The 22,988-nt window shown below is 70.0% G+C and carries 16 protein-coding genes and 1 pseudogene; 11 read left to right on the top strand and 6 right to left on the bottom strand.

Features of this window, described 5'->3' with window-relative positions; genetic code table 11:
• Window positions 1-2: 2 nt before the first annotated feature.
• Window positions 3-1,162, bottom strand: a pseudogene (locus ACZ7NC_RS11690) (serpin family protein).
• A 92-nt stretch (window positions 1,163-1,254) separates the two neighbouring features.
• On the opposite strand from ACZ7NC_RS11690, the gene ACZ7NC_RS11685 reads away from it, so the two are divergent.
• The 6 genes from ACZ7NC_RS11685 (at window position 1,255) to ACZ7NC_RS11660 (ending at window position 7,947) form a co-directional block, all read left to right on the top strand.
• Window positions 1,255-2,484, top strand: a complete 1,230-nt coding sequence (locus ACZ7NC_RS11685) for a DUF4190 domain-containing protein (RefSeq protein WP_471487135.1) — start codon at window positions 1,255-1,257, stop codon at window positions 2,482-2,484.
• 159 nt (window positions 2,485-2,643) lie between these two features.
• Window positions 2,644-3,396 carry a GntR family transcriptional regulator gene (locus tag ACZ7NC_RS11680; protein ID WP_471487133.1) on the top strand — a complete coding sequence of 251 codons (753 nt, stop codon included), beginning with the start codon at window positions 2,644-2,646 and terminating at the stop codon, window positions 3,394-3,396.
• Between the two features lie 374 nt (window positions 3,397-3,770).
• Window positions 3,771-3,962, top strand: a complete 192-nt coding sequence (locus tag ACZ7NC_RS11675) for an SPOR domain-containing protein (protein WP_471487177.1) — start codon at window positions 3,771-3,773, stop codon at window positions 3,960-3,962.
• 30 nt (window positions 3,963-3,992) lie between these two features.
• On the top strand, window positions 3,993-4,391 hold the full coding sequence (locus ACZ7NC_RS11670; RefSeq protein WP_471487131.1) for a (deoxy)nucleoside triphosphate pyrophosphohydrolase: 399 nt from the start codon (window positions 3,993-3,995) through the stop codon (window positions 4,389-4,391).
• A 116-nt stretch (window positions 4,392-4,507) separates the two neighbouring features.
• A complete protein-coding gene (locus tag ACZ7NC_RS11665; protein ID WP_471487130.1) occupies window positions 4,508-4,978 on the top strand; it encodes an ATP-binding protein in 471 nt (156 codons plus the stop codon).
• 281 nt (window positions 4,979-5,259) lie between these two features.
• Complete coding sequence (locus ACZ7NC_RS11660; RefSeq protein ID WP_471487128.1) at window positions 5,260-7,947, top strand: SpoIIE family protein phosphatase; 2,688 nt, start codon at window positions 5,260-5,262, stop codon at window positions 7,945-7,947.
• Between the two features lie 22 nt (window positions 7,948-7,969).
• Here the strand turns inward: ACZ7NC_RS11660 and ACZ7NC_RS11655 are convergent, their stop codons facing one another.
• From ACZ7NC_RS11655 to ACZ7NC_RS11635, 5 genes are all read right to left on the bottom strand, one after another.
• Window positions 7,970-9,916, bottom strand: coding sequence for a hypothetical protein (locus ACZ7NC_RS11655; protein ID WP_471487126.1), 1,947 nt, complete (start codon window positions 9,914-9,916; stop codon window positions 7,970-7,972).
• A gap of 102 nt (window positions 9,917-10,018) precedes the next feature.
• Window positions 10,019-10,795, bottom strand: a complete 777-nt coding sequence (locus ACZ7NC_RS11650; RefSeq protein ID WP_471487124.1) for a succinate dehydrogenase/fumarate reductase iron-sulfur subunit — start codon at window positions 10,793-10,795, stop codon at window positions 10,019-10,021.
• Window positions 10,792-12,735, bottom strand: a complete 1,944-nt coding sequence (locus tag ACZ7NC_RS11645) for a fumarate reductase/succinate dehydrogenase flavoprotein subunit (RefSeq protein WP_471487123.1) — start codon at window positions 12,733-12,735, stop codon at window positions 10,792-10,794. Before ACZ7NC_RS11645 ends, ACZ7NC_RS11650 begins: the two co-directional genes overlap by 4 nt.
• A 21-nt stretch (window positions 12,736-12,756) precedes the next feature.
• The gene (locus ACZ7NC_RS11640; RefSeq protein ID WP_471487121.1) at window positions 12,757-13,578 is read right to left on the bottom strand and encodes a hypothetical protein; all 822 of its coding nucleotides are present in this window, start codon (window positions 13,576-13,578) and stop codon (window positions 12,757-12,759) included.
• A 31-nt stretch (window positions 13,579-13,609) separates the two neighbouring features.
• Entirely contained in the window at window positions 13,610-13,900 is a 291-nt protein-coding gene (locus ACZ7NC_RS11635) for a hypothetical protein (RefSeq protein WP_471487119.1), read from the bottom strand.
• 353 nt (window positions 13,901-14,253) lie between these two features.
• On the opposite strand from ACZ7NC_RS11635, the gene ACZ7NC_RS11630 reads away from it, so the two are divergent.
• The 5 genes from ACZ7NC_RS11630 to ACZ7NC_RS11610 all read left to right on the top strand — a co-directional run bounded on the left by ACZ7NC_RS11630 (window position 14,254) and on the right by ACZ7NC_RS11610 (window position 22,983).
• Window positions 14,254-16,467 (top strand): ABC transporter family substrate-binding protein, encoded by a 2,214-nt coding sequence (locus ACZ7NC_RS11630; protein ID WP_471487117.1) that lies wholly within the window; start codon window positions 14,254-14,256, stop codon window positions 16,465-16,467.
• A 173-nt stretch (window positions 16,468-16,640) separates the two neighbouring features.
• On the top strand, window positions 16,641-18,548 hold the full coding sequence (gene typA / locus ACZ7NC_RS11625) for a translational GTPase TypA (protein ID WP_471487116.1): 1,908 nt from the start codon (window positions 16,641-16,643) through the stop codon (window positions 18,546-18,548).
• A 436-nt stretch (window positions 18,549-18,984) separates the two neighbouring features.
• Window positions 18,985-20,019 (top strand): ABC transporter permease, encoded by a 1,035-nt coding sequence (locus ACZ7NC_RS11620; protein WP_471487114.1) that lies wholly within the window; start codon window positions 18,985-18,987, stop codon window positions 20,017-20,019.
• A gap of 76 nt (window positions 20,020-20,095) precedes the next feature.
• On the top strand, window positions 20,096-21,904 hold the full coding sequence (locus ACZ7NC_RS11615; RefSeq protein WP_471487112.1) for an ABC transporter substrate-binding protein: 1,809 nt from the start codon (window positions 20,096-20,098) through the stop codon (window positions 21,902-21,904).
• 98 nt (window positions 21,905-22,002) lie between these two features.
• Complete coding sequence (locus tag ACZ7NC_RS11610; protein ID WP_471487110.1) at window positions 22,003-22,983, top strand: ABC transporter permease; 981 nt, start codon at window positions 22,003-22,005, stop codon at window positions 22,981-22,983.
• Window positions 22,984-22,988 lie beyond the last annotated feature (5 nt).

Below are 22,988 nucleotides of genomic sequence, written 5' to 3'. Positions count from 1 at the left end.
GTTCAGTAGCCCTCCTCGTCCTCGCGGAACGGCTCCGGGTCCGTGACCCAGCCGGCCGCGAGGACGAGCCACGTGTGGCGGTGCACGGCCAGGAAGCCGAAGGGGCGGTCGAAGGTGGCCTCGACGGTGGTGATCACCGAGCGGGGCCTCGGCACCCCCGCGCCTGCCATGCCGAAGACCGTCACCGCCGCCGCCTCGAAACCGCGCGCCCGCTGATGCCGGGGAAGTGGCCCGAGGGCCGGTCGGTCATCGTCGCCGTGAGGCCGAACACCTCGTGCCGGTCACCGAGATCGTGGCTCGTCCGTACGCCGTACGCCACGGTCGTGATGTCCAGCGTCGGTGGCTCAGGGGTCGTACGGCGCTCCTTCAGGACGTGCACACCGGGGCCCACCTCGCCGTAGGGGAGCCGGAACCCGGGAACGACGGGATGCCTGCGGGCCAGGACGCCCACTCCTGCCGCCAGTACCTGACCGGGTGTCATCCCCTCCTCGCCCAGCAGCAGATGGACGTCGATCTCCGAATTGCCCGGCACCTTCAGCTCGGTGACGTGCCCCGCCGGTGTGTCGGCGACGCCGATCCGGTCCAGCAGCGTGCTCCTGCGCCGCAGCCCCAGCAGCTTCCGCCCGAACCACGGCCCGGCCTCCGGCATCCAGCACGACTCCCGGAACGGCTGGAGCCAAGCGGTCCGCAACGCCAACGCGCTCGCCAGCACCATCTCGGTGTCCTCCGCCACCGGAACGGGCATCTCTTCGATCAGCCCACCCGTCCGCTTCGCCGCCCAGGCGTCCAACGCCGCTCTGTCGGCCGCCGGATCCCCCGTCAGCACCCCGTGCGCCTCCGTCGGCAGCCCCGCCGCCCAGCGCTCGCGCAGCTCCAGCGTCCGCTTCGTCCACAGCCCGAGGGCCGACTCCAGCCCCGGCATCGTCGCCATCACACCCAGCAACTCCCGCGCCGCGCCCGCCGCCTCGTCCGCCGGTAGGCCCACCGCGTCGGCCAGCTCCGCCCTCGCCGTACCACCCGCGCCGTCCGCCAGGAAGGCGAGCAGCGGCCACACGCCCGCCGCCGAGAAGACCGTGCCGCCGTCCGCGGCGATTCCCGAGGCCCCCGCCCAGCGGGCGGTCAGCCCGTTCACCGCCCGGATCGTCACTTTCGTAACCGGCATGACAATCCCCCTCGCCCCGCGCTTACCATTCGCCCAGTCGTACGCCCGTTCCCGCCCCCGGCACCGCCGCCTGAACCAGGAGCACGGTACCCGTGTCCATACCTCCGCCTCCCGGACCCCACCAGCCACAAGGGTCCCCGGAGCAGGCCCAAGGGCCGTCCGCGCAGGGCCAGTACGCACCGCCGTCGCCCCCGCCGTCGCCGTACGGCCATGGCGCACCCGGCGCCCAGGGACCGTACGGCTATCCCTACGGCGCGTACGGCCCCTACGGCCGCCCCGCGCCCGTCAACGGCGTCGCCATCGGTGCCCTCGTCCTCGGCATCCTCTGCTTCGTGCCGGCCGTGGGGCTGGTGCTGGGTCTGATCGCGCTGGCGCAGATCAAGAAGAAGGGCGAGCGCGGCAAGGGCATGGCGGTCGCCGGCTCCATCCTGTCCGGCGTCGGGCTGGTGCTGTGGGCGCTGGCGCTGTCCACCGGCTCCGCCTCGGAGTTCTGGGAGGGCTTCAAGGGCGCGGCGAGCGGCGACCGCACCGCCTACGCGCTCGCCAAGGGCGACTGCTTCGACTCGCCCAGCGGCAACCTGGAGGGGGACGCGTACGACGTCGACGAGGTGTCCTGCGCCGGCCCGCACGACGGCGAGGTCTTCGGGGTCGTCACGTTGCCGGGCGGCGACTTCCCCGGTGACGACGAGGTCAGCCGGGCGGCCGACGACAAGTGCTATGCGCTCCAGGACGGTTACGCCATGGACACCTGGGCCGTGCCGGAGGACGTGGAGGTGTACTACTTCATCCCGTCCCGGCAGAGCTGGCGGTTCGGTGACCGCGAGATCACGTGCCTGTTCGGCAGCGCGGAGGAGAACGGCAAGCTGACCGGCTCGCTGCGTGCCGACCCGACGACGCTCGACACCGACCAGACCGTCTTCCTGTCCGCGGCCAACGCCGTCGACACGGTGCTGTACGAGGAGCCCGAGGAATACCCCGAGGAGGACCTCGCGGCGAACCAGGCGTGGGCGAAGGACGTCCACGCCGTGCTCGGCGAGCAGATCGAGGCGCTGCGCGGGCACACTTGGGCGCCGGGCACGAAGCAGCCGGTCGCCGACCTGATCAAGGAGATGGAGGACGCCCACAAGGAGTGGGCGCGGGCGGTCGCCGCGAAGGACGCGGACACGTACTACGCGCACTACGACAACGGCTACGAGTACGTGGACGGCCCCGCCACCGTCACCGCGCGCGAGGCTCTGGGCCTGGAAACCACCGTGCCGACGTACGAGGACGACTCCGGCAGCGGTGACGAGAGCGGGGGTACGGGCGGTCTCGATGTGTGACCCGAGGTGTGAGCGCGGCTATAGCGGGGAGAAAGTGCCTGCGTAAAGCCCCCGGCGGGCACAAGTCATCACATCGAGTGATTCTCTGGCCTTTGCTTGCAACGGACAACTCATGGTTGCCACGCTGTTGCTGTCTGTACAGCCTGATGGGAGCGGCCAGTGACTTTCGGTGAGCAGCCGGCGTACCTGCGCGTCGCGGGTGATCTCCGCAAGAAGATCGTCGACGGCTCGCTGCCCCCGCACACCCGCCTCCCGTCCCAGGCCAGGATCCGCGAGGAGTACGGCGTCTCGGACACCGTCGCGCTGGAGGCGCGCAAGGTGCTGATGGCCGAGGGGCTGGTCGAGGGCCGCTCCGGCTCCGGTACCTACGTCCGGGAGCGCCCCGTGCCCCGCCGGGTCGCCCGCTCCGGCTTCCGCCCGCCGAGCGGTGCGACGCCCTTCCGTCAGGAGCAGGCCGACGGCGAGGCGCGCGGCACCTGGGAATCCCGCAGCGCTCAGGCCGAGGCGAGCGTCGCCGTCGCCGAGCGGCTGGCCATCCGCCCCGGTGACCGAGTGATGTGCACCCGGTACCTCTTCCGGGACGCCGGCGAGGCGATGATGCTGTCCACCTCCTGGGAGCCCCTCGCCGTCACCGGCCGCACTCCCGTGATGCTGCCCGAGGAGGGTCCGCTCGGCGGCATGGGTGTCGTCGAGCGCATGGCGGCCATCGACGTCGTCGTGGACAACGTCACGGAGGAGGTCGGCGCCCGCCCCGGCCTCGCCGAGGAGTTGCTGGCGCTCGGCGGCGTCCCCGGTCATGTGGTGCTGGTCGTCCATCGCACCTACTACGCGTCCGGCCGTCCGGTGGAGACCGCGGACGTGGTGATCCCGGCGGACCGGTACCGCGTCGCCTATCACCTCCCGGTGAAGTAGCGCACTCGTTCGTGAGGTAGCGCACACCTCACGGCAGTTGCCACCGGCAGAGCCCCAACTCCCGCCTCTTCAGCAGCCGTTGGAATCTGGCCGTTTTCGCAGGTCGCCCCGGGCGTGCGCGGCATGCCTGTGACCGGATGCATCGATGTCTCCGCACGGCGCGTTCGGTGCCGTGCGCCCCCTGCGACTTGGCTGGTTGCGTACCTCTTTGTGAAAAGCCGTATTCGCTGCGTAAAGGTTAGGCGTAGGCTCGGGCATATGCGGATTGCGGTTTCCTTAGCGGGCGGGGCACGGCACACGCCGCGAGCGGGACACGGGCGGTGGTGGACGGGAGCGAGCAGCCGGTGGTGGGCGGGAAGGAGCGGTGGGACGCGATGAACGACAGCACGATCACTCTCCCCTGGCTCGTCGTCCGGCAGGACGACAACGGCAATCGCTATCGCGTGGGCCGCTACGCGACCCGGGCGGAGGCCCAGAAGATCGCGGACAGCCTCGACAGCCGTGGACACAAGCAGCTGTACTGGGTCGAGCGGGTCGCGCACAACGGCGACAGTGCGGACAACTGACCCCACCTGAGCTCCCGTAGGCTCCGGCGCATGACGGAACGGATCGTGGTCGGCGCCGCCTTGCTGGACAGGGGCCGTCTGCTCGCAGCGCGCCGCAGCGCGCCCGTGGAACTCGCCGGGCGCTGGGAGTTGCCCGGCGGCAAGGTCGAGCCGGGCGAGACGCCCGAGGCGGCGCTCGTGCGCGAACTGCGGGAGGAACTCGGCGTGGACGCCGAGGTGATCGAGCGCGTGCCGGGCACCTGGCCGCTGAAACCCCCTTACGTTCTGCATGTGTGGACGGCCCGTCTCCGCCCTGGCGCGGGTGAACCCGAGCCCCTCGAAGACCACGACGCGCTGCGCTGGCTGAGCCCCGGGGAGCTCTGGGACGTGGACTGGCTGGACCAGGACGTGCCGGCGGTCCAAGAGGTCGCGGCGCGACTGCGGTCCTGAACGAGTGCACCGGCGCCCGGAACTTCCCGGATTCCCACCCCGTCGCCCACCCTTCGCGCGGTACCGCCCCCTGAATATCGGGTATGTGCCCATTAACCCCGCGAAACCGGACATGGGTGAACCCGTTGGCCTGGGAAGTGATCGGCGTGATCGACACCGAAGGAGACCGCGCCGAGTGGAGCTTTCCCGCGGAGGCGGGTGCCGTGCGCGCGGCCCGTGCCGCCGTTCGGGCACGGCTGTGCGACTGGGGGCTGGGCAGTCTCGCCGACATCGCGGCGCTGCTGGTCAGCGAGCTGGTGACCAACTCCCTGCGGCACGCCACCGGCCCGATCGGTGTACGCCTGGTCCGCCCCGACCACCTCGGTGACGTCCTCCTGGTCGAGGTCTCCGACCCGCTCCCGGACCCACCGCGCGAACGCGTCGCCCATCTCGAGGACGAGAGCGGCCGCGGACTCCAGCTCGTGGCGCACTCCTCGCAGCGCTGGGGAACCAGACCGGGCAGGAACACGGGCAAGACCGTCTGGTTCGAGCTCGCGGTGCCGGAGGACCCGGGTCGCCTCCCCGGGCCCTGTACAACCCGTCAGTAGGCGTCCGCGCAGGTGTGGGTGCAGGTGGCCGCGCAGGTGTACGTGGGCCCCCGCGCTGTCGAACGAATGGTTCAGGCCAGTGGCAGTTGGCGAACAGCGTGATTCGACTGCGTGTCCGCTGGTTAGAAGTCTGGAAGTGTTTCTGCGGCCGGGACCGAAAACGATCGGGAACGTGCTGTGATCGTGAACACCGTGTTGTGCGGGGCCGTAGTGCTGGATACTGCGGGCAGCCGCCGCCGGTGACCGGTGCCGGACGCGGTGAGCTGGAGGGGACGGTTCGCGTGAGCGAGATACCAGCGAAGGCCACGGAGTCCGAGGACCCGTCGGACGGCGCGAGGGCGAGGGCCGCGGGAGAGCGGTCCCACGACACACAGGCCTCGCAAGCCTCACAGGACACACGGGCCACTCGGGACGCCACGGATGACCCCGCCTTCCCGTTCGACGAGCCCCGCCCCGGCGACCCCGTCTGGCAGAGCAGCCCGCCCGGGTCGATCTACGACTACATAAAGGTCGCGTCCTTCTCCATCGGCCCCGACGGCCTGGTCGACCAGTGGAGCCTGCGCGCCGAGCAGCTCTTCGGCATCCCGGCCGAGCGAGCGGTGGGCATGGACCCCATCGAGGCGTTCATCGACCCGGACCGGCGTGAGCAGGGCCAACGCAAGATGGCCGAGATCCTGGACGGGCGGGAGTGGACCGGCGTCGTCCCCTTCCGGACGCCGGACGACATCGACGGCCTGCCCGGCCAGGACGGTCTCGCCGAGGTGTACGTCATGCCGACGCGGACCGAGGACGGCGAGAAGGCCGCCGTGTGCATCGTCGTGGATGTGCGCACCCTCCGCCGGATGGAGACCGACCTCGCTGCCTCGCAGGCGATTTTCGGTCAATCCCCGTTCGGCTTCCTGCTGATCGACCCCGACCTGCGGGTACGCCGCGCCAACCACCGGTTCGCCTCCCTGTTCGGCGGCACACCCGACGACCACCGCGGCAAGGGCGTCCACGACTATCTGCCGCGTCCCGAGGCCGACCGAGTCTCGGCCACCCTGCGCCGCGTCCTGGAGAGCGGCGACGCCATCACGGACATGCACGTCACCGGCTTTCTGCCGGGCTCCGACGAGCGCCGGCACTGGTCCGTCAACCTTTACCGGGTGCGCAGCGGCAGCGGCCGCCCCATCGGCATCGCCTGGCTCGGAACCGACATCACCGCCCGCCGCGCCGCCGCCCGCGAGGCCGCCGCCGCCCGGCGCAATCTCGCCCTGCTGAACGAGGCCGGTGCCCGCATAGGCAACTCCCTCGACCTGGAGACGACGGCCCGCGAACTCCTCGACGTGGTGGTGCCCGGCTTCTGCGACCTGGCCACCGTCGACCTCTACCAGGGGCTGCTGGCCGGTGACGAGACCCCGCCCGGCCTCGCCGACGGCAGCGCCGAGCTGCGCCGGGTCGCCTTCGCCAGCGCGGTCTCCGACGCGCCCTTCGTGGGCGGCGGTGTGGCCGTCGCGGTCGGCGCCGTGCACCACTACCCCTTCAACTCGCCCTGCGCGGACGCCCTGCGCACCGCCCGGCCACAGCATGTGCCCGGCGAGGAGGGCGGCCTGGTGCAGTCCACGCTCGCGGTGCCGATGATGGCCCACGACACGGTCGTAGGACTGGCGCAGTTCGCCCGTACGAAGGGCAGCGAGCCGTTCGGCGAACGGGACCGGGATCTGGCGGTCGAACTCGCCGCGCGTGCCGCGGTCTGCATCGACAACGCCCGGCTGTACCGGCGGGAGCACGAGCGCGCGCTGATACTGCAACGGTCCCTGCTGCCGCCCGGCGACCCGGTCGCCTCCGGCCTGGACATCGCGTGCCGCTATCTGCCCGGCAACTCGTCCTCCGACCGGCCCAGCGAGGTGGGCGGCGACTGGTTCGACGTCATCGAACTGCCCGGGCACCGTACGGCGTTGGTCGTAGGCGACGTAATGGGGCGAGGCCTGCGCGCGGCCGTCGCGATGGGTGAACTGCGCTCCGCCGTACGCACCCTGGCGCTGCTGGACCTCGAACCGGCCGAGGTCCTCTCGGCGTTGGACGAGATCGCGCGCGGCCTCGGCGCACCCGGCGGCGTCCAGCAGGCCACCCGCGCCGCCCGCCGCCCGCGTGAGGCGGACCTGTCCGAGGTGTACCTGGCGACCTGTGTGTACGCCGTCTACGACTCCGTCACCCGCCGCTGCACCTTCGCGAACGCCGGTCATCTGCCGCCGGTCCTCGTCGAGCCGGGCGAGTCGGCGCTGATGCTCGACGTGCCGCCGGGGATGCCGCTGGGCGTGGGCGGTGAGCCGTTCGAGGAGGTGGAGGTCGAGCTGCCGGAGGGCGCGCTGCTGGCGCTCTACACGGATGGACTGGTGGAGTCACGCGACCACCCGCTGGACGAGGGCCTCCAGGCCTTCGTGGGTGCGCTCACCGACCCCGCCCGCCCGCTGGAGGACGTCTGCGACCACGTCCTCAACACCCTCGACACCCACCACGGCGAGGACGACATCGCGCTGCTGATGGCACGTGTTCAGGGGCTGCCCGTCGGGTCCGTCGGTGACTGGACCCTCCCGCGCGAGCCGCGCAGTGTGGGCCGTGCCCGCGAGTACGCTCGCGGCCAGCTGCTGTCGTGGGATCTGGAGCCGCTGGTCGACACGACGGAACTCCTGGTCAGCGAACTGGTCACCAACGCCCTGCGCTACGGCGAGGGCGAGATCCGACTCCGGCTCCTGCTGGACCGCACGCTGGTCTGCGAGGTCTGGGACTCCGGCCTGGTCCAGCCACGCCGCCGCCGCGCCCGCGACACCGACGAGGGCGGCCGGGGCCTCCAGCTGGTCGGACTTCTCAGCGCGGCATGGGGCTCCCGCCGCACCCCGCGCGGCAAGACGGTGTGGTTCGAACTCCCGCTGCCGGACGGCGAGAACGGGCTCACGGATCCGGCGGAGGCGCTGCTCAGCCTGTTCTGAGGGGTGCGCTGTCCGACGGGGCTCACGCGAGGGCCATGCCGCCCCGTCGGTCCCGGCTGTGCGGTCCGCCGAAACTGGCCGGGGCGCCGCCGTCCGGCTTCCCGCCCAGCAGGATGCCGCCGAGGAGCGCCCCGGCGAGTCCGTCGACGTCTGCGCTCGGCGCCTCGGCGGGGTGGCCGTGTACGCGGATGTCCTGTTCGGCCAGCTCGCGGGCCCGCCGGCCCAGGGTGTCGGCCGTGACGAGGTCGGCGAGCTCCTCACGCGGGCCCCGCCCGGCCGGCGCGGGCACCGGGGGAGCGAGCAGCCGCCGTGCCTCCGCCAGCCGGGTGCGTGCCTCGGCGCCCACGGCCGCACGATGCGTCGCGACGACGTCGTCCGCCCCGGCGACGGCACCGCGCGCGCAGACCAGGGCGGCGGCCGGAATCACCCAGGCCCGCCCCGCGGCGACCGGCGCGACGCCCCGCACGATCCTCCGCAACAGATCGAGGGGATCGTACGGCCGCCCCGACGCCAACTCCTCCCGCACACCGGCCAGCACGAGATCGGCATGCCCGACCCGGGCACGCAGCTCGCCGAGAGGGACATCCTCGTACGGCCCCCCGGCCCCGGCGCCGCTCTCGTCACCGCCGGTCATCCCGCCCGGTTCCGCCCTCGGCCCTGCGGCCGACGTCCGCGCCTCGGCGCTGTCCTCTTGATCGCCGGTCCTCGCGGCGCCCTCTGCCCTCGTCCCGGCCCCGGCCTCCCGCGCCCCGGCGCCGCTCCCTTCCCCGTCGGCCCTCCCGCCCCGCTCCGCCCTCGCCCCGGCGATCCACGCCCTCGGCCCCCTCGCCCCGGCGGCCTCCCCCTCACCGCTCGCCGCCACCACCTCCGCCCCTGACCCCCTCGCCCCGGCGATCCACGCCCTAGACCCCCGCGCCCCGGCGATCTCCACCTCACCGCCCGTAAGCGCGGCCGGTACCAGCGTCGCGGCTGTCGTGAGGTCGTCGGCGAGTCGTTCGACGCCGTTGATGAAGGCGGTGGCCTGGGCGATGGCGCCCTCGGCGGCGCGCAGCTGGGCCGCGGCGCGTTCGGTCTCGCCCAAGTCGGCGGACTGGCGGGCGTGGTTGAGGCGGGTCGTGGCGAACACCAGCCGGTCCTTGGCCTGTTCGACGTGTCCTGCGATGCCGGCGGTCGCGGAGGGGACGTAGCGCTCACCGCACTCCCGCAGTACCGCACCGGCAACCGCCGCCCGCCCGGTCAGCTCCCGGAACCGTCCCTCGGCGACGGCCAGAGCGTGCCCCAGCCCGCCGCCCAGCCCTTCCTCCAGCCCCCGAACCTGGTCGAACGCGGCGGCCCGCGCATCCAGCAGCCGCCCCGCCTCCTCGCACCGCCCGACGATCCCCGCCAGCGCGTGCCGCCGAGCCGCGACCTCCTCCGGCATCCCGCCCTCGAACTGCCACCGCATCCCGAACGCCACCGCCAACTCGGCCTCCGCGTCCCGCAGAACCCGCGCGAAGGGCTCGACACGCTCGACGTCCCCCGCCCCGAACCGCCCCGCGACGAACCCCAGCTCCTCGCCGCTGACCCGCACCCAGTCGTCGGCAGCCACCAGCGAGGCCCGCGCCCGCTCGTCGAGCTTGCCGACGGGCTGCTCCGCGACCTGCGCCGCCGCCCCACCGGGAGTCGTACGGCCCCGGGCCCGCCGCCTGCGCCGCACGAACCCGTACCCCGCGAGCGCACCCACCACGACAACGGCCGCCACCGGCAGCACGAAGTCGACGGCGGAACTCCCCTCGTCCTCCCGCTGCCCCACCGCCCCGGCGACGGGCCGCTCCACCCCGCCCGCGACCGCACCCCCGCCACCGGCCGGCAGACCGGGCAGCACCAGCCACACCACCCCGACCAGCACGCCCAACAGCGCATGCACCACCCGCACCGATATCTGCGAGCGCCCACGCCGCGGCCGGCCCCGGATCAAGGATGACGTCACATTTCGGAGCGTATGGGCACCAATGGCCCCGCGCGACCGGGGTGCGTCCAGGGTGGGGCGGAGTGAAGAGGCAGAAGCACGGGGCGCCCTACCGCGGGCGCCTCACGCCTGTGACGAGCGCCTCCCGATCTTCGAGCCCAGCCACACCAACGGGTCGTACTTGCGGTCGATGGCCCGTTCCTTCAGGGGGATCAGCGCATTGTCCGTGATCTTGATGCCCTCGGGGCAGACCTCCGTGCAGCACTTGGTGATGTTGCAGTAGCCGAGACCGTGTTCGTCCTGGGCGGTCTTCTTGCGGTCCAGGCCGGCCTCGCCCGCCGCGTCCAGCGGATGCATGTCCAGCTCGGCGATCCGCATCAGGAAGCGCGGGCCCGCGAACGCCGGCTTGTTCTCCTCGTGGTCGCGCACGACATGGCAGGTGTCCTGGCACAGGAAGCACTCGATGCACTTGCGGAACTCCTGCGAGCGGTCCACGTCCTCCTGCATCATCCGGTACTCGCCGGGGCCCACACCCTCCGGCGGGACGAAGGCCGGGACCTCGCGGGCCTTGGTGTAGTTGAAGCCGACGTCCGTGACCAGGTCCCGTACGACGGGGAACGCCCGCAGCGGGGTGACGGTGATCGTCTCCTCCGGGGTGAACACCGACATCCGCGTCATGCACAGCAGCCGCGGCCGCCCGTTGATCTCGGCGGAACACGAACCGCACTTGCCCGCCTTGCAGTTCCAGCGGACGGCGAGATCGGGCGCCTGGGTGGCCTGGAGCCGGTGGATGATGTCGAGGACCACCTCGCCGTCGTTCACCTCGACCTTGAAGTCCTCCAGGCCGCCGCCCCGCACATCGCCCCGCCACACCTTGAAACGGGCCTCGTAGCTGCTCACTGGTAGAGCTCCTCTTCGGCGAGGTACTTGACCAGCTCTTCCTTGTCGAAGAGAGCCAGCAGGTCCTGTCGGACGGGTTCGGTGGTCTCGCGTACGAGATCGATCTGGCCGCGTTCCGGATCGGTGGCCGCGAGGCCGCCCGTCGGGTCGGCGAGGTGGCACAGCAGATTGATGTTGCGCCACTTGCGGTCCATCGTCGGATGGTCCTCGCGGGTGTGTCCGCCCCGCGACTCCGTGCGCTCCAGCGCCGCCCGCGCCACGCACTCGCTGACCAGCAGCATGTTCCGCAGGTCGAGCGCGAGGTGCCAGCCGGGGTTGAACTGGCGGTGCCCCTCGACCCCGGCTCGACGGGCCCGTACGCGCAGTTCGGCGAGCTTCTCCAGCGCCTGCTCCATCTCGCCCTCGCGCCGGATGATGCCGACCAGGTCGTTCATGGCCTGCTGGAGTTCCTGGTGGAGGGTGTACGGGTTCTCCGGCGGGCGCCCGTCGTCCTCGCCCCCGGCCGGGCCCTCCGCCGAGAACGGCCGCAGCGCCTCCGCCGCCGCCGAGTCGACCTGGATATCGCTGACCTCGGGGCGTTCGAAGGCCCGCGCCGCCGCGTACTCGGCGGCGTGCCAGCCCGCCCGGCGGCCGAACACCAGCAGGTCGGAGAGGGAGTTTCCGCCGAGACGGTTCGAGCCGTGCATGCCGCCGGCGACCTCACCGGCCGCGAAGAGGCCCGGGACCCCGCGCGCCGCCGCCGTGTCGGACTCGACCGCGACGCCGCCCATCACGTAGTGGCAGGTCGGCCCGACCTCCATCGCCTCCGCGGTGATGTCCACGTCCGCCAGCTCCTTGAACTGGTGGTACATGGAGGGCAGGCGACGGCGGATGACCTCCGCCGGCATCCGCGTCGAGACGTCCAGGAACACTCCGCCGTGCGGCGAGCCCCGGCCCGCCTTCACCTCGGCGTTGATCGCCCGCGCCACCTCGTCACGCGGGAGCAGCTCCGGAGGACGCCGGTTGTTGTCCGGGTCCTCGTACCAGCGGTCGCCCTCCTCCTCCGACTCGGCGTACTTCTCCTTGAAGACGTCGGGGATGTAGTCGAACATGAACCGCTTGCCCTCGGAGTTGCGCAGCACCCCTCCGTCGCCACGTACCGACTCCGTGACCAGGATCCCCTTCACCGACGGCGGCCAGACCATGCCCGTCGGATGGAACTGCACGAACTCCATGTTCAGCAGCGGGGCCCCGGCGAGCAGCGCCAGCGCGTGCCCGTCGCCGGTGTACTCCCACGAGTTCGACGTCACCTTGAAGGACTTGCCGATCCCGCCCGTCGCGATCACCACGGAGGGGGCTTCGAGGACGAAGAAACGGCCGGTCTCGCGGTCGTACGCGAAGACGCCGGAGACCCGGCTACCGTCCTTGAGGATCCTCGTGACCGTGCACTCCTGGTAGACCTTCAGACGGGACTCGTAGTCGCCGGTCTCCTTCTTGTCCTGCTGCTGCAGCGAGACGATCTTCTGCTGCAGGGTGCGGATCAGTTCCAGGCCGGTGCGGTCGCCGACGTGTGCGAGGCGCGGGTACTCGTGGCCGCCGAAGTTGCGCTGCGAGATACGGCCGTCCTTCGTACGGTCGAACAGCGCCCCCCACGTCTCCAGCTCCCACACCCGCTCCGGCGCCTCCTGCGCGTGCAGCTCGGCCATCCGCCACTGGTTGAGGAACTTGCCGCCGCGCATGGTGTCGCGGAAGTGGACCTGCCAGTTGTCGTGCGGGTTGGCGTTGGCCATGGCCGCCGCGATGCCGCCCTCGGCCATCACGGTGTGCGCCTTGCCGAACAGCGACTTGCAGATCACGGCCGTACGGGCGCCCCGCTCACGCGCCTCGATCGCCGCACGCAGGCCCGCGCCCCCGGCGCCGACCACGACGACGTCCCACTCCTGCCGTTCGACCACGGACATTGGTTTCAGTCCCCACTCAATCTAGAAGAAGCGCGGATCGTCGAAGACCCCGGACGCGACGAGATACACGTAGAAGTCGGCGAGCGCCACGCTCACCAGCGACGCCCAGGCGAGCAGCATGTGGCGGGCGTTGAGCTTCCCGATCCACTGCCACATGCGGTAGCGCACGGGGTGTTTGGAGAAGTGCTTGAGCTTGCCGCCGACGATGTGCCGACAGGAGTGACAGGACAGGGTGTACGCCCAGATCAGCACGATGTTGGCGAGGAAGACGAGGGTGCCGAGACCCATGTGGCCCCACTCGTAGTTCTCGTCGCGGAAGGCGAGCACGGTGTCGTACGTCAGGATCCCGGCGACCAGGAGCGCGGCGTAGAAGAAGTACCGGTGGATGTTCTGCAGGATCAGCGGGAAGCGGGTCTCACCGGAGTACTTCTTGTGCGGCTCCGCCACGGCGCAGGCCGGGGGCGACATCCAGAAGCCGCGGTAGTAGGCCTTGCGGTAGTAGTAGCAGGTCAGGCGGAAGCCGAGCGGGAAGATCAGGATGATGATCGCGGGGGAGATGCCCCACCAGCTCCCGAACAGGTCCCAGTTCGGCCCGGCGCGCATGGACTCGCAGTTCTCGGCGAGACAGGGCGAGTAGAACGGGGAGACGTACGGCGCCGCGTAGTAGTCCGCGTTGGCGAAGGCCCGCCACGTCGAGTACACGATGAACGCCAGCAGACCGGCCGCGGTGGCGGCCGGGGCCAGCCACCAGCGGTCGGTCCGCAGGTGCGGGGCGGTGATCGCGGCGCGCGTACCGGTTCGTACGCCGCCGCTGTTCAGATGGGGTTCCGTACCAGTGGCCAATGCATGACTCCGGTCGGGTCAGGGGGTGGGATCAGGGGGCGCGGCGGTCCCGGGCGCCGAGACCCTCGTCGTCCGTGTCGATCCACAGAGAGTCGTCGTACGGCGTGTCGGGGATGGTGACGAGCTCCGGCCTGCGCTGCCCGCCCGGCGACGCGGCGGACTCCCGCAGCAGCGCCACGCTCTCGCGCAGATGGTCGGCGTCGGTGCGCACACGGCGCATCTCCAGCCCGCCGGTGCCCAGCTGCTGCTCGAGGCGGCCCATGGACCGGGCCAGGTCGTCGAGGCAGCGCTGGACAGCTGTCAGGTCGTCTTGCACGGACATGACGTGACCTCACTTCTGTGGGCCCTTCGGCCCTGGGTGGCAACGTTCATGCGCCTGCGAGTGTCGCGCGTCACACCTGCCTCTGTGAAGGCATGTGCAGCGATTGGCGGATTGCACGCCTCCGACGCGCGCCCGCACGCGCTCTGTGTACGCCGGGGAGTCGAAGGAAGTGCGACGGGCGCGTTGCTCCGCATGGGTGAGCTTGTTCGCACTCGCCGCCGTGTCGGCTCCGCCGGACGAACCCTTTCCTCTTCAGTGGGGTGCCTTACATCTGATCAACTCCAAAATACCGCCAAAAGTGATCAGAACGCACATATTGTCACCGGCGGGAGCCGCTCCCCGGAGGTACGGAGATGTCCCACGACGGCGTCGGATCCAGGCCAGGCCGCAGCGCGGTCATGCGCTCTGTCGTCTTCCTGACCGCGGCGGTGCTCACCGTGCCCGCCCTCGCCGGTTGCAGCGACCCGGACCCGGCAGGCAAGCCGCTGGCCGGACAGGACATCGCGCCGGCCGGCCGGAGCGAGGTCGCCGACGGCGGCACCCTGCGGTGGGCCGTGGACGCCGTGCCGGAGACGCTGAACACCTTCCAGTCGGACGCCGACGCCACCACGAACCGGATCGCGCAGGCCACCCTGCCGTCGATGTTCCGGCTCGACGCGAGCGGGCGTCCGGAGCGCAACCCGGCCTATCTGGAGTCGGCCAAGATCGTCGAGACCGAGCCCAAGCAGGTCGTCCTGTACAAGCTCAACCAGCAGGCCGTCTGGAGCGACGGCCGCGAGATCGGCGCCGCCGACTTCTCCGCCCAGTGGCGGGCCCTGTCCGGCAAGGACAGCGCCTACTGGACCGCCCGCAACGCCGGCTACGACCGCATCGAGAAGATCGAGCGGGGCGACAACGACCTGGAGGTGCGGGTCACCTTCGGACGGCCGTACGCGGACTGGCGGTCCCTGTTCTCGCCGCTGTACCCGAAAGAGGTCATGGGCACGCCGGACTCGTTCAACGACGGGGCGCGGCGCAAGCTCAAGGTCACCGCCGGGCCGTTCACGGTGAAGAGGATCGACCGCAAGGACGACGAGGTCACGCTCACCCGCAACCCCCGCTGGTGGGGGGAGCGGGCCAAGCTGAACGAGATCGTGCTGCGGGCCGTGCCGCGCGACGAGCGGGCCGCCGCGCTGGCCGCCGGGCGGCTCGACCTCGCCGAGGTCGACCCCACCGCGGCCCGGCGCATCGCGCTCGCCGCACCGCCGCGACCGGTGACCGCCGGCGCCTCCGGTACGCCGCTCAGTTCCGCGTCACCGCGGATGGGCCCGGACCGGCGCACCCTGACCCCCAGGCAGCGGCGGGACAAGGCGAGGTTCCGGGGCTTCGAGGTACGCAAGTCGCTGGAGCCGGCGTACACCCAGCTCGCCCTCAACGGCGGCGACGGTCCGTTCGCCGACGAACGGGTGCGGCGGGCGGTGGCACGCGCCATCGACCGCGAGAAGCTGGCGAAGCTGATCCTGTCCCCGCTCGGCCTGCCCGCCGAGCCGGTCGGTAGCCATCTCGCGCTGTCCGGCCAGGCGGCGTACGCCGACAACAGCGGCGCGATCGGCGACCAGGACACCGCGGAGGCACAGGCCCTGCTCGCGGATGCCGGGTGGGTGCCGGGCGGGCCGGTCGAGAAGGAGAAGAAGAAGGGGGAGAAGGCGGCGGGGAGCGAGGCGGAGAAGAGGGAGAGCGGAGAGAAGGAGAAGAAGAGCGAGAAGAAGGGCGAGAAGGGCGAGAAGCCGGAGGGGAGCGGGGCGAAGAAGCCGAAGAAGGACTCGGATTCCGAGGGCGAGGACGACGGGACGTACATCGTCGGGGAGGACAACAAGGCGGACGACGACGAGGGCCGCACGGGCAAGCACCTCGCCCAGGACGGCAAGCAGTACGGCAACAAGCAGCTCCAGCCGGGCGGGGCGCCCGGCGCGTACGCCCCGCAGGGCACCCCCGCACCGGCGGGCGCGGCGGCGCGGCCGCTGGCGAAGGACGGCAAGGCGCTGACGCTGCGCTTCGTGGTGCCGTCGGGAGAGGGGTCGCAGACGCTGCGCACGGTGGCGGACCGGATCGGGATCATGCTGGAGCGGGTCGGGATCCGTACCGTGATCACCAAGGTCGCGGACGAGAGCTACTTCAAGGACCACATCGCGTCCGGCCAGTACGACCTCGCCCTCTACTCCTGGCCGGCCTCCGCCTACCCCGCGACCGACGCCCGGCCCATCTACGCCAAGCCCGTGCCGGCCGCCGACGGCTCGCTGAACGTCGAGCAGAACTACACGCGGGTCGGCACCGACCAGGTCGACCAGCTCTTCGACGAGGCCGTCGCCACGCTGGACGAGTCCGAGTCCCGTGCCCTGATCCGCAAGGCGGACTCCCGCATCTGGGCGGCGGCCGGTTCCATCCCCCTCTTCCAGCGCCCCCAGCTCACGGCGGCGAGGACGAACGTCGCCAACGCGGGAGCCTTCGGCTTCGGGACGCCGGTGTACGAGGACATGGGCTTCCTGAGGAAGAGCACGGGACCGTCGGCAGGCGCGTCGCCCAACTGACCCGGGGTAACGCACCCCCAAACCCACCCCCACCTGCACCGATGTATCCCGGCGAGCCTCAACGGGAGCGGCCCCGTACCATGGGGTGAGGCCGTGGCGTGTCCAGCCCGGCAGGGCCCGCGTCCAACACGTACGCGAGAGCCGTCCTCACCACTCCGGGAGTACGCCGCAATATGGCCACGCGCCACGACATCCGCAACGTCGCCATCGTCGCCCACGTCGACCACGGCAAGACCACCATCGTCGACGGCATGCTGAAGCAGGCCGGCGCCTTCGCCGCGCACCAGCTCGAAGGCGTCGACGACCGCATGATGGACTCGAACGACCTGGAGCGTGAGAAGGGCATCACGATCCTGGCCAAGAACACGGCGGTGAAGTACCACCCGAAGGACGGGGGGGACGTCATCACCATCAACATCATCGACACCCCCGGCCACGCCGACTTCGGCGGCGAGGTCGAGCGCGGTCTGTCGATGGTCGACGGTGTCGTGCTGCTGGTCGACGCCTCCGAGGGCCCGCTGCCGCAGACCCGCTTCGTGCTGCGCAAGGCGTTGCAGCAGCGCCTGCCCGTCATCCTGTGCATCAACAAGACGGACCGCCCGGACTCCCGGATCGACGAGGTCGTCAACGAGACCTACGACCTCTTCCTCGACCTGGACGCCGACGAGGAGCAGATCGAGTTCCCGATCGTCTACGCCTGCGGCCGTGACGGCATCGCCTCGCTGACCAAGCCGGAGAACGGCACGGTCCCGGCCGACTCGACCAGCCTGGAGCCGTTCTTCTCCACCATCCTCGAGCACATCCCGGCCCCGACCTACGACGAGGAGGCCCCTCTCCAGGCGCACGTCACCAACCTGGACGCGGACAACTTCCTCGGACGTATCGCGCTGGTCCGCGTCGAGCAGGGCGAGCTGCGCAAGGGCCAGACGGTCGCCTGGATCAAGCGCGACGGCTCCATCAGCAACGTCCGCATCAGCGAGCTGATGATGACCGAGGCGCTGACCCGCAAGCCCGCCGAGAAGGCCGGCCCCGGTGACATCTGTGCGGTCGCCGGTATCCCGGACATCATGATCGGCGAGACCCTCGCCGACACCGAGAACCCGATTCCGCTGCCGCTGATCACGGTCGACGAGCCCGCGATCTCCATGACCATCGGCACGAACACCTCGCCGCTGGTCGGCCGTGGCGGCACCGGCAAGGGCGCCGACAACAAGGCGGCCGTCAAGGACCGCAAGGTCACCGCCCGTCAGGTCAAGGACCGCCTCGACCGCGAGCTGATCGGTAACGTCTCGCTCCGCGTCCTCGACACCGAGCGCCCGGACGCCTGGGAGGTGCAGGGCCGTGGTGAGCTGGCGCTGGCCATCCTGGTCGAGCAGATGCGCCGCGAGGGCTTCGAGCTGACCATCGGTAAGCCGCAGGTCGTCACCAAGGACGTCGACGGCAAGGTCTACGAGCCCGTCGAGCGCATGACGATCGACGTCCCCGAGGAGCACATGGGCGCGGTCACGCAGCTCATGGGTGTCCGCAAGGGCCGTATGGACAACATGTCCAACCACGGGTCGGGCTGGGTGCGCATGGAGTTCGTGGTGCCCTCGCGCGGTCTCATCGGGTTCCGGACCGAGTTCCTGACCCAGACCCGCGGCACCGGCATCGGCCACTCCATCCACGAGGGCTTCGAGCCCTGGTTCGGCAACCTGCAGACCCGTAACAACGGTTCGCTGGTCGCCGACCGCGCCGGTGCCGTCACCGCGTTCGCGATGACCAACCTGCAGGAGCGCGGCGTGCTGTTCACGGACCCGGGTACCGAGGTGTACGAGGGCATGATCGTCGGTGAGAACTCGCGCTCCGACGACATGGACGTGAACATCACCAAGGAGAAGAAGCTCACGAACATGCGGTCCTCCTCGGCCGACTCGTTCGAGGCGATCGTGCCGCCCCGCAAGCTCTCCCTGGAGCAGTCCCTGGAGTTCTGCCGCGACGACGAGTGCGTCGAGGTCACCCCGGAGGCGGTGCGCATCCGCAAGGTGAACCTGGACGCCCGCGAGCGTGCCCGCGCCGCGAGCCGCGCCAAGCACGGCTGATTCCCGGACACTTGAGCCCGGGCTCCCCCTACTAGGGGGAGCCCGGGCTTTTTTGCAAGCCGTTTTTTACTGGCCGAGAGTCGCCCCCATGTCCGAAATGCGGAGATCCTCGCACGATAGCCATGTAACAAGTCCGTTTCGCGCCCTTCTCCCCGCAAACACTTTGTCCGGATTTTGGAAGATCTAGGCGTGAGCTGTGACTGAATTGAGATTTAAAGACGGTGGTCGGTAGTTGGCTCATGGCAGATAGTTAGCGGCAGCGCTCGGGTCAATGGGTCTCGCACTGTGGGGACAGTGTCGACTCACGAGCAATAGGGGTGGCCTGATCCTCCGTCAGGGGTGTCGGAGGGCTGGGCGAACACCTCCTACGCGCGTCCGGCTGCGGACTTCCGCACGCCTCGCTTTGGCATACCCATACCAGCGAAACGGGCGAAACGTGACAAGTCGTATCGGTATTGAGGGTGGCGGGACCTCGGTCATCGCGGACGGCGAACCACCGCCGGCGGTGCAGGGGGAGGAGGAGCAGCTCGTCGGGCGTTCCCCCGGCCAGCTGATGTGGATCCGCTTCAAGCGCGACCGCACCGGCGTGATCTCTGCCTATGTCGTCCTCTTCTTCTTCCTGATCGGCCTGCTCGCCCCGGTCATCTCCTGGCTGTACGGCAAGAACCCGTACACGGTGTACGCCGACGAACGGCCCGAGCTGTTCGACAGCGCGGGCGTGCCCGTGCAGCCCAACGGCGGGATCAGCGGCGAGTTCTGGTTCGGCCTCGAACCGGGCAACGGATACGACGTCTTCACCAAGTTGCTCTACGGCATCAGGACTTCGCTCGGGATCTCGGTCGCCGTGACGCTCGCGACCGTGCTCACCGGCATCCTGCTCGGCGTCACGGCCGGCTATCTCGGCGGGAGGACGGACTACTGGCTCAGCAGGATCATCGACTTCCTGCTCGCCTTCCCGGCCCAGTTGTTCTTCATCGCCAGCATGCCGGTCGTGGTCTCACTGTTCGTCAGCCCGCGCGACGAGACTCCCGTCTACGTCCGGGTGGTCGCGCTGATCCTCGTGCAGTGGTTCCTGGGCTGGATGAGCCTCGGGCGGATCCTCCGGGGCACCACACTCGCCCTGCGAGAACGGGAGTTCATCGAGGCGGCCAAGGTGAGCGGGGCCCCGCCGTGGCGGATCATCCGCAGGGAGATCCTGCCGAACGTGGTCACCCCGATCCTCGTACAGGGCACCTACATGCTTCCCAACTTCGTGACCGCCGAGGCCGGCCTGTCCTTCCTCGGCGTGGGCATCGTCGAACCGACGCCGGACTGGGGGCAGATGTTCTCCAAGGCGTCCACCGAGCTCGTGATGCAGAACGACATCACCTACATGTTCTTCCCCGGCATCTCGATGATCATCTTCATCGTCGCGTTCAACCTGCTCGGGGACTCCGTCCGGGACGCCTTCGATCCCAAGACGGCGCGCTGAACCACTGGTTGGCACTTCCTTCGCACTTCGGCACTTCCTTGGCACTGGTGACACACAGATGGGTGGTAACTGAGTGATGAGTAGGGGCGGACGCCACGTATACGCGGCAATCTCGGTGCTCGCGGCCGGCGCACTGGTGCTGACCGGGTGCAGCGAGGGCGGCAGCAAGGGCGGCGGCAACGACAAGGAACAGAAGCAGAACGCCGAACGGCAGCAGGCCGCCATCAAGTTCGGCGACGAGGCGGCCTCCAAGGGGCCCGCCGCGGAGGTCCCCGGAGCCAAGCCCGGCGGCACCATCTCGGTGCCCGCCCGCGACAGTTACGCCCACCTCGACCCCGCGCAGGTCTATGTGCAGAACGAGATGGTCGTCGCGCAGCTGCTGCACAGAGGTCTCACCGGCTACAAGTCCACCAGCAACGACGGCAGCAAGCACGAGATCGTCGGCGACCTGGCCACGGACTCCGGTACCACCACGGACGGCGGCAAGACCTGGAAGTACACGCTCAAGGACGGCATCAAGTTCGAGGACGGTTCCCCGATCACCTCCGTCGACGTCCGGCACACCTTCGAGCGGCAGTTCGCGTCCTTCATCAACCAGGGGCCGCCGTACGTCCAGCAGTGGCTGGCCGACACCCCGGGCGCCGACTACCGCAAGCTGCTGCCGGACGGCCCGTACAAGGGCAAGCACTTCCCGGACAGCCTCCTCGAGACGCCGGACGAGAAGACCGTCGTCTTCAAGTTCAAGTCCGCGCACCCCGAGCTACCGTACGCGCTGGCCATGACGGGCTACGCGGTGGTCTCCCAGAAGGGTGACACCAAGGAGAAGTACGACAAGGCCCCGGTGGTGACCGGGCCGTACAAGATCGAGTCGTTCAAGTCCGGCAAGTCGATGGTGCTGGTGAAGAACACCAACTGGGACCCCGCGACCGACCCGATCCGCAACCAGTACGTCGACCGGTTCAACATCACCTTCAACCAGCAGTACGAGGACTCCACCAAGGCGCTCGTCGCCGACAGCGGCGCCGACAAGACCTCCGTCAGCTGGCAGAACTCGGTCGATGCGGGCAACCTGTCCAAGGTCCTGCGCGACCCGAAGATGAAGTCCCGCACGGTGATCGGCTTCCAGCCCTACGTCGGCCAGGTCAACATCAACATGAGCCACCCGGCCATGAAGGACATCAAGATCCGTCAGGCCATCGCGTACGCCCTGCCGGTCACGCCGTTCGTGCGGGCCTACGGCGGCACCGACGCGATGGAGGTCGCGGGCGGCATCATCAGCCCGACCGTCACCGGTTACGACCCCGCCTTCGACCCGTTCGGCAAGAAGAAGAAGCCCGCCGGTGACCCGGCGAAGGCCAAGAAGCTCCTGGAGGAGGCCGGCAAGGTCGGCATGAAGCTGACCTTCGGCTACATCAACTCCCAGGAAGGCCAGCAGTACTCCACCGCCATGGCGGCCGGTCTGGAGAAGGCGGGCTTCGACGTCCAGCGCCAGGAGATCCCGGCCGAGACCTACTACGACCAGGTCAGCAAGCTGGACAACAACTACGACATCTTCCACACCGCGTGGGGCGCCGACTGGCCCTCCGCCTCGACCGTGATTCCGCCGCTGTACGACGGGCGCGTGATCGCCGAGGGCGCGCAGAACTACTCGCAGATCAACGACCCCAAGGTGAACAGCGAGATCGACCGCATCAACAAGATCACCGACCCCGCCAAGGCCGCGGCCGAGTGGGAGAAGCTCAACGAGTACCTGCTCACCAAGGTCGTCAACGTCGTACCGACCGCCTACTACAAGCAGATCCAGATCGCCGGATCCAAGATCGGCGGACTCGTCTACGACGACGTCATCGCCGGCGTCGACCCGCGCCGCCTGTACGTCAAGTAACCCCGCCCGCCCGGCACTCGGTGCGCCCGCCTCGTCGTGGCGCGCCGGGTGCCGCCGCAGAGGTCCTCGAGTCCGTCGACGTCTGAGAGCTGCCTGTCATGCTGCGCTTCCTGGTCCGCCGGTCCCTCGGCGCCGTGATCATCCTCTTCCTGCTGAGCATCGTCGCGTTCCTGCTGTTCTTCGGGATGCCGCGCGACCCGGCGCTCCTGATGTGCGGCAAGACATGCACCCCGGCCAACCTGGAGAACCTGCACCGGGTGCTCGGCCTCGACAAGCCGATCCCCGAGCAGTACTGGATCTTCCTGACCAACCTCGTCTCGGGCAGCGACGACTTCGCCCAGGGCCCCTGCCCCGCCCCCTGCTTCGGCTACTCGTACCACTCCAACGAGCAGGTGTGGGGCACCCTGATGGACCGGCTGCCCACCACCGTCTCGCTGACCCTCGGCGGGGCCGTCTGCTTCCTGATCGTCGGCCTCGGCACCGGACTGATCGCCGCGTGGAAGCGCGGCACGCTCGTCGACAAGACCTTCACGGCCGGCGCGATGGTGATCAGCTCGATGCAGATCTACTTCCTCGGCCCGCTCGCCCTGGCGATCCTCGTCTACCAGGCGCAGGTCTTCGACAAACCGGCCTACAACCCGATCACCGAGAACCCGGGGGCCTGGTTCACGGGACTGATCATCCCGTGGGTCGTCCTGTCCACCATCTTCGCCTCGCAGTACACCCGTATGTCCCGCTCGTCGATGATCGAGCAGCTCCAGGAGGAACACGTCCGCACCGCCCGCGCCAAGGGCATGTCCAGACGGTACGTCTTCTTCCGCTACGCCTGGCGCGGTTCGCTGATCCCCATCGTCACCATCTTCGGCATCGACCTCGGCTCGCTGCTCGGCGGCGCCATCATCACGGAGTACACCTTCGGACTCCCCGGGCTCGGCCGGCTGGCGGTGGAGTCGGTGTTCTTCAGCGATCTGCCGCTCCTCTTGGGTGTGATGCTGTTCTCCGCCACCATGATTCTGCTCTGCAACATCGTCGTCGACGCCGCGTACGCCTTCATCGACCCGCGGGTGCGGCTGGCCTAGGCCGC

It is taken from the genome of Streptomyces sp. NPDC111802, assembly GCF_055634335.1.
This window is presented reverse-complemented; position numbering and strand designations above follow the sequence as displayed.